General features: G+C 62.4%; 5 protein-coding genes and 1 pseudogene. 2 read left to right on the forward strand and 4 right to left on the reverse strand.

Going from position 1 to position 6,410, the window contains the following annotated elements; translation table 11 throughout:
- The 3 genes and pseudogenes from ACI944_RS10195 to ACI944_RS10205 all read right to left on the reverse strand — a co-directional run.
- Positions 1-308 (reverse strand): annotated as a pseudogene (locus tag ACI944_RS10195) (carboxypeptidase regulatory-like domain-containing protein); the annotation flags it as partial.
- Between the two features lie 31 nt (positions 309-339).
- Positions 340-2,742 (reverse strand): cytochrome c biogenesis protein CcsA, encoded by a 2,403-nt coding sequence (gene ccsA, locus ACI944_RS10200; RefSeq protein ID WP_411718938.1) that lies wholly within the window; start codon positions 2,740-2,742, stop codon positions 340-342.
- Complete coding sequence (locus tag ACI944_RS10205) at positions 2,739-3,212, reverse strand: thioredoxin family protein (protein WP_411718939.1); 474 nt, start codon at positions 3,210-3,212, stop codon at positions 2,739-2,741. Before ACI944_RS10205 ends, ccsA begins: the two co-directional genes overlap by 4 nt.
- 141 nt (positions 3,213-3,353) lie before the next feature.
- Here ACI944_RS10205 and ACI944_RS10210 point away from each other — a divergent pair, with 141 nt between their 5' ends.
- Entirely contained in the window at positions 3,354-4,604 is a 1,251-nt protein-coding gene (locus ACI944_RS10210) for a c-type cytochrome (RefSeq protein ID WP_411718940.1), read from the forward strand.
- 159 nt (positions 4,605-4,763) lie between these two features.
- Positions 4,764-5,450 carry a cytochrome c biogenesis CcdA family protein gene (locus tag ACI944_RS10215; RefSeq protein WP_411718942.1) on the forward strand — a complete coding sequence of 229 codons (687 nt, stop codon included), beginning with the start codon at positions 4,764-4,766 and terminating at the stop codon, positions 5,448-5,450.
- Positions 5,451-5,766: 316 nt separating this feature from the next.
- Here ACI944_RS10215 and ACI944_RS10220 read toward each other — a convergent pair whose 3' ends face one another.
- Positions 5,767-6,156: a ferritin-like domain-containing protein gene (locus ACI944_RS10220; protein ID WP_411718943.1), complete on the reverse strand. Its 390-nt coding sequence runs from the start codon at positions 6,154-6,156 to the stop codon at positions 5,767-5,769.
- Between the last annotated feature and the right edge of the window lie 254 nt (positions 6,157-6,410).

Here is a 6,410-nt window from a genome sequence, read left to right on the forward strand (position 1 = left end):
CCGGGATCCACGAGATCGTAGTACACCGCGTCCTCCGATTCCAGTCGGACGAAGTACGACGTCGCGTTGTCGACCGGCTCGTAGCTGAACGTCCCGTTTTCGACGGTCGTCTCGACCGGGTCGACGATCGGCTCGTTCGACGGGTCGAGGGCGGCGACGGTGACGTTGTAACCGTCGGCCGAGCCGTTCTCGACGGTGACGGAGCCGGTGGCCGACGCCGCGGCGCCGACGCCGGACGCCAGCGCCAGCGCGACAAACAGCGCGAGTGTGAGTGAAACGAGCAGTACGGACGTAGGTCGGTGTGTCATGGGTTATGAATGCGGTTGGAACGGACGCGGATCAATCGGAACTCGCCTCGACGCCCCGCGAACGGTAACTGAACCGAGGGACGAGGCCGTACGCGGGGTCGAACAACAACACGAGAGCCATCCCCGAAAGGAGCGTCAGAGCGCTGATGCGCATGAGGTTCATGAGCGGGATCCGTCGGACCGTTAGCGAGGCGGTGCCGTCGTCAACCGCCGCGATAACGTAGGTGTCGTGGGTCGCACCCCGGTCGACGAAGACGTCCCGGACCTCCATGTCGCTTTGTTGGACGTATCGCTCCTGGCCCGCGTCGCCGCTTGCGATCCGTTCGCTGCCTTCGTAGACGGTGAGACCGACGCTGCTCCCAACAACACGCGTCTGATCGATCGAGGCTGGCGGGTCCGTCGTCGGCCCAACGTTTCCGGGGTCGACGACGACGACGGCGTCAGTCTGGGGCGTTTCGGGGAGGTAGTCCCACATGACGTAGCCGACGCCGACCAGCCGCTGGCCCTCGGAGACCTCGACCGTCTCGTGGCCCTCCCCGACGATACCGATCCAGATCGGCGAGTCGTCGAGTTGGACGATCGTCGCCTCCGGGCCCCGGTTGACCTGCGTGACGGTCCCGTAGACCGGCTGGACCGTCTCGTGTATCGACCGGCTCCGGTCGGTCACCTGCCCGGCCGAGAGCGCGACGTTCTCTATGTCCGGGGAGGTGGGTCGTTGATATTCGTCGTAGTCGGTCACCTCGACGGCGTACGCCGATTCGGGGACGTCGTGGACCGGCGGCGCCTCGAGGGCCGCCTCCCGTTCGGCGTTGTCTATGATCACCGACGATTCGGTGACGAACAGATATGAAAACGAGACCGAAACGACGAGAAGCACGAGGCCGACGTGAACCATCGTGATGCCGGCCTGCTTGAGTTGGAAGTGTCGGTTCGGCGATCCGGGGATCAACTCGAGCGCGCGCTTGATGACGGTGAGACAGACGTACGCCGCCGGCGGGACGATCGAGAGAACGCTCGCGCTCCCAAGGATTCGATAAAACAGGACATCTCCCGGGCCAGTTTCGGCGAGCGTCCACGTCTCACTCGGGGCGATCAGCGCGGCTACGACCGTCGCGACGCCGAAGACGCCAAGCGAGGCCAGCGCGCGCCGTTGTCCTTCGATATCGTAGTCCATATAGAAGCCGAGCGTCAGGAGTATTGCGACGAGGATCGCGTAGCTCCAGAGGTTGTAGTACATACTCGTCAACTCGAGTTCGATACCGGTGGTGTAGTTGCTGAGGACGGGGAACGTGAGCCCCCACACCGATATGAATCCGAGGAGGCCGATGCCGAGAACCGCCAGGTGCAAAACGTTCGAGCGCGTGATCCATTGCTGCGTTCCGGCGCTCGACTCCTCCGGTTCCCGAACCAGCCAGTAACCGAGCGGCAACCCGACGCCGAGAACGAGCGTCACGGCGAGCAGGATCAGGAGGGCGGATCCGATCCCGTCGTTGGCAAAGGAGTGAACGCTGCGAAAGACCCCGCTTCTGACGATGGCCGTCGCATAGACGATGAGCGCGAGCGTCGCCGACGCCATCGCCGGCGCGAGTGTCGCGTAGGTCGACTGCGACCGATAGTTGATGACGGCGTGGAGTGTCGCCGTGAGGAATATCCACGGGATCAAGACCGCGGTCTCGACGGGGTCCCACGCCCAGATGCCCCCCCATCCGAGCACCCGGTATGACCAAACCGAGCCGAGAATGATCGCTGTCGTCAAAAATAGCCACGAGATGCGCACCCAGCGCGTGATGCTACCGATCCACGCTCCAAAGACGCCGCCGTCGCCACGGAGCGTCGACACGAAGTGGGTGACACCGATCGCGAACGGCATCGTCAACAGCCCGTAGGCCACGAACATCATCGGCGGGTGGATCGCCATGTAGGGATCGATCAACAGCGGGTTGAGTCCCGTCCCATCAAGCGGGACAGCGCCGCTGCCCATCTCTGGGATGGCCTCTTCGACCGGGGTGAAGGGGCCGTCGATGATCAACATTCCGGCGAAGTACGTCACGACACCGATCGTGATCGCTTGGACGAGTTTTCCGTCGGGGGTTTCGAAGCCACGGAGGAGCGCCGCCCAGAGGGCGACGACCGCGGCCAGCGTTGCCCACAACAGCACCGATCCCTCGTTGCCGGCGTAGACGCCCGTAACCCGGTAGAGAAGGGGAATGTAGTTCGCGGTGTTGTCATAAACGTACGCGATTGTGTAGTCAGTAACGACAAAAAGATACGTCAGATACGCGAGCGAAACAATCAACGAAATTGTATTAACGGCGATGAGTGGTGTAACGATGGTGTCGTAGGTCGTATCACGACGGAGATACCCACGAAGCAACAGCCCCGTCGCCGCGAGTCCCGAGACGAGCGCACAGACGAGGAGCGCGGTTCCGATCATCGGCGCTCCCACTCCGCCCGTGCGTCATCGAGGTAGGTCGCAAACGCGTCCGGCTCGGCGTAGCCGTTGATTTCGACCAGAATCTCTCCCCCGGGCGTGATTGCGACGTGCTGTGGCGGGTAGTTCGCGTTATACTCCGTCTGGAGTTGCTTTGCTGACTCGCTCCCGTCGTCGAGATTCACAGCAAGGAGGACGAACTCCTCCAAGCGGTCGAGAACACCCGGGTCCGTGTACGCGTTCGTATTGTACTCCTCGCAGTACGTACACCACGTCGTCCAAAAGTACACGAGGACGGGTTTGTCCTCGGCGGCAGCCGTTTCAATCGCCTCATCAACGTCGGTTCCCCAGGCGGTGTCGCCGTGATACGAATTTGACTCATCGCTCAACACGGGCGCCGCGTTCATCGAATAGTAGCCGATGCCGAGCGCCGTCATCAAAAGGGTGAGCGTGAATAGCTTTCGTGGGTTCATTTGTGCAGCGGATACATCGTGTTGACACTATCCGGACAATTAAGCCCATCGCCATCCGCAGGGTCGATCATGCAAAATCTTTTTGTGTGTGCTTTGTCTGCAAAACCGTATGATGCATCGAGTGCGTAGGCGGATACGCAGATGGAGGTGCCGATAGGGATGGATCGTAGGTTATTGATCCTCGTCGGGACGCTCGTGATGGTCGTTCTAGCAGGGTGTACCGCGCTTCCAGGCGCCGACAACGGCGGCGAGGTTGACGACGGCGACGTCGCGACCCCTGATGCCGACGTTGACGCGAGTGAACCGGCGGAGATGCCGGCCGACATGCCGAACCGGGAGATCATTGATGGTGATCTTCGGGAGGGCGAATCGAAAGACGAGTTGCAGTACCGGAACGCGACCGCCGGCGACGAGATCAACTTCGTCCCCAAGGAGATGAACGAGTCGACGCTCCCCGACAACGAGAACGAGCGCGAACTCATCATCTACGGGCGAACCCTCATGGCGAACACCTCCGAGGAGATGCCCGACCACGTCGGGAACGACCTCTCGTGTGCCAGTTGTCACGGCGGCGGCCAGTCGGTCGCCACGGTCGGCATGGTCGGCCAGGACATCAATCTCATTCCGCTCGTCGGTACCAGCGCGGATCTACCGGAGTGGACGGGCCGACGAAACCGGATGCGTGACACCCGACAGCGCCTGATGGGGTGTTTCCAGCGGAGCATGAACTCACCGGGAGCCGAGGAGGGCGCGCCGGACTACGACAGCCGTGAGATACAGGCCATGGAGGCGTACATGATGTGGCTGAGCGAGGGGGTCCCGACGAAGGGCCAGCCCTACTGGTCACATCTGAACAAGCCGGAAGGCGACGAGAAGGTGCCAGTTGAGGAGGTCAACCCGGTCCGCGGCGCCGAGTTGTATCTCGAGAACTGTGCGTCCTGTCACGGCGCGGACGGCCAAGGTGAGGTTGATGACGAAGGTAACGTTATATATCCACCCCTCTGGGGCCCCGGCTCGTTCAACGACGGCGCCGGGATGGGTCGGATGTACACCTCAGCGTCCTACATCCGCGAGGCGATGCCGTACGGCTACGCCCACGACGTGACCGACTGGGAAGACGTCCACGACATCGCCGGGTTCATGAACGCCCACGACCGCCCCGAGTTCCCCGAGAAGTCCAAGGACTTCCCGGACGGGACGCCCGACGAGGGTATCTACTACAACCGGACCCAGGAGCGGCTCGGCTACGAGATGAACCCGATGCAGAAGAAGCTCATGCTGGCCGACATGCCGACGGGGACCCAGGAAATCGACGAATCCGACATCCCCGACGATGTCGGACGGTACGACCAACCGCTCCGCAACGAGACGGTCGATCCGGCCGACGACTGACCCTGCGATCGTGGCCTTCGGGTCGCAGTCGCGGGCGATCCCGCGATCGTTGCGTTCGATCGCGGCTGCTTTCGACCTGAGTCTGGGTTTCGCTCGCCGCCGACTGTATCGCAAGCAATCGTCACGTTCATCCGTCCGATATCGAAAATACTAGTCGAGATGCTCGAAACGCCGGGCGTCGCCGCGGTCCTCCTCGCGGGGGTGTTGACCGCCCTGACGCCGTGTTGTCTCCCGATGCTCCCGCCGCTTTTGGCCGGCAGTGCCGGCCACCGCCTCCGGCCGATCGCCATCGTCGCCGGGAGCATTCTCTCCTTTACTGCCCTCGGGATCTCGACGGCGGCCGTCGGATCGATCACACCCGAGACGTTCCGGCTCCCGTTCGTTCTCCTGATCATCGCGTTCGGCGCGGTGTTGGCCGACGACGACCTCCACGAGGCCTACACGACCTACGCCTCGCGACTCACCGCCCCCGTGACGGAGTTCACGACGGCCGTCGAGCGCGCTCACCACCCTCTTATTGGGGGGTTCGTCCTCGGGCTCTTCTTGGGGGTCATCTGGCTGCCCTGCGTCGGTCCAATCCTCGGGAGCGTCCTCGCGTACGTCGGGGCCTCCGGGGACATCACCGGGAGTGCAACCCTGCTATTCACCTACGGCGTCGGGTTCTCCGGGCCGCTGCTCGTTGTCGCCTACGGCGGCCGTCGCGCGGGCGAGACGCTCACGGGCTACGTCACCTCCCTCGATCGGCCCTCGGTGATCCGGCGGATCAGCGGGTACGCCCTCGTCGCGACCGGCGTCGCCCTGCTGTTCGAACTCGACAAGGTACTGCTCGCGGGGCTGGTCGGGTGACTCGGCCGGTGGTTCGTGTTTCTATTTACTCGGCTGCCGAGTATTTAAATAGTCCGGCAGTGTGTATTTAAATGAAATTAGGTAAACACCCGATTTCTGTCGATTAAACAACAAACTCCTGGCGGACTGAAAGGGCGAGGCGCTCTCGGCGAACCTGGACGACGCAAGCACTGCAGGGCCCGGAGGGCCCAAAGCGCGCAGCGAGGCCCGGGAGCCGAGAGCCCGAGGGCTTTCGGGGTTGTAGTTACTCGTATCGCCAGGTATCGGTCGGGAGTCCATATTTAAGTATAGCAGCCAAAAGACAGCTCTGCGGGCGTCAATGCCACTCCTCGAAGCCCTGGAACTCGGTGCGGTGGGCTTCCCGGTTGGCGAGGATCGTCACGGCGAGGTCCTCGGTGACGGGGCCGCTCGCTTCCTCAGCGATCTCAATGAGGCTGCGATAGGTGGCGATAGCGTCCTCCTCGGACTTGACGACATCATTGATGACTGCGAGAACGTCCGTCGAGCCCGGCGGGCGCGCGCCGAGCTGTTTGAGCCGCTGGCCCAACTGCTCGGCGTGGGTCAACTCCTGTTGAGTGTCCGTCTGGAGGCTCTCCTTACTTTCCTCGGCGCGGACGCCGTCGAGGCCGATCGCGTCGATCTGGTAGTTGATCACGGTCTCGGTCTCGTCGCTGCAGGCATTCCGCAGTATCTCGACGACGGGTATTGGGCATAAGAAATTGATCTACGCTGTTACTCGTCAGGGGCCTTCCGCCGCTTCTCGGAATATAGGACTGCTGTGATGCCGACATTGCCGCCGATCTCTGTGGCCGCATATAAAACCCCGGCACGTTGGGCAGCCAACCACGGACCGATTCAAACTCCCTATTTAACCCTTGCTTCCGATTTAGTTCCCAATTCGAATTAGGATACGCGGGTGGAGTTCGCTCGCGCTTTTAGGGGAGTCTGGGTAGTACGACC

Source organism: Natronomonas sp., assembly GCF_046710025.1.
Taxonomy (GTDB): Archaea; Halobacteriota; Halobacteria; order Halobacteriales; family Haloarculaceae; genus Natronomonas.

Bases quoted from the DNA above. Each gene is read 5' to 3' on its own strand.
- ccsA (WP_411718938.1), bottom strand. From the start codon at position 2,742: ATGATCGGAACCGCGCTCCTCGTCTGTGCGCTCGTCTCGGGACTCGCG.
- ACI944_RS10205 (WP_411718939.1), bottom strand. From the start codon at position 3,212: ATGAACCCACGAAAGCTATTCACGCTCACCCTTTTGATGACGGCGCTC.
- ACI944_RS10215 (WP_411718942.1), top strand. From the start codon at position 4,764: ATGCTCGAAACGCCGGGCGTCGCCGCGGTCCTCCTCGCGGGGGTGTTG.
- ACI944_RS10210 (WP_411718940.1), top strand. From the start codon at position 3,354: ATGGAGGTGCCGATAGGGATGGATCGTAGGTTATTGATCCTCGTCGGG.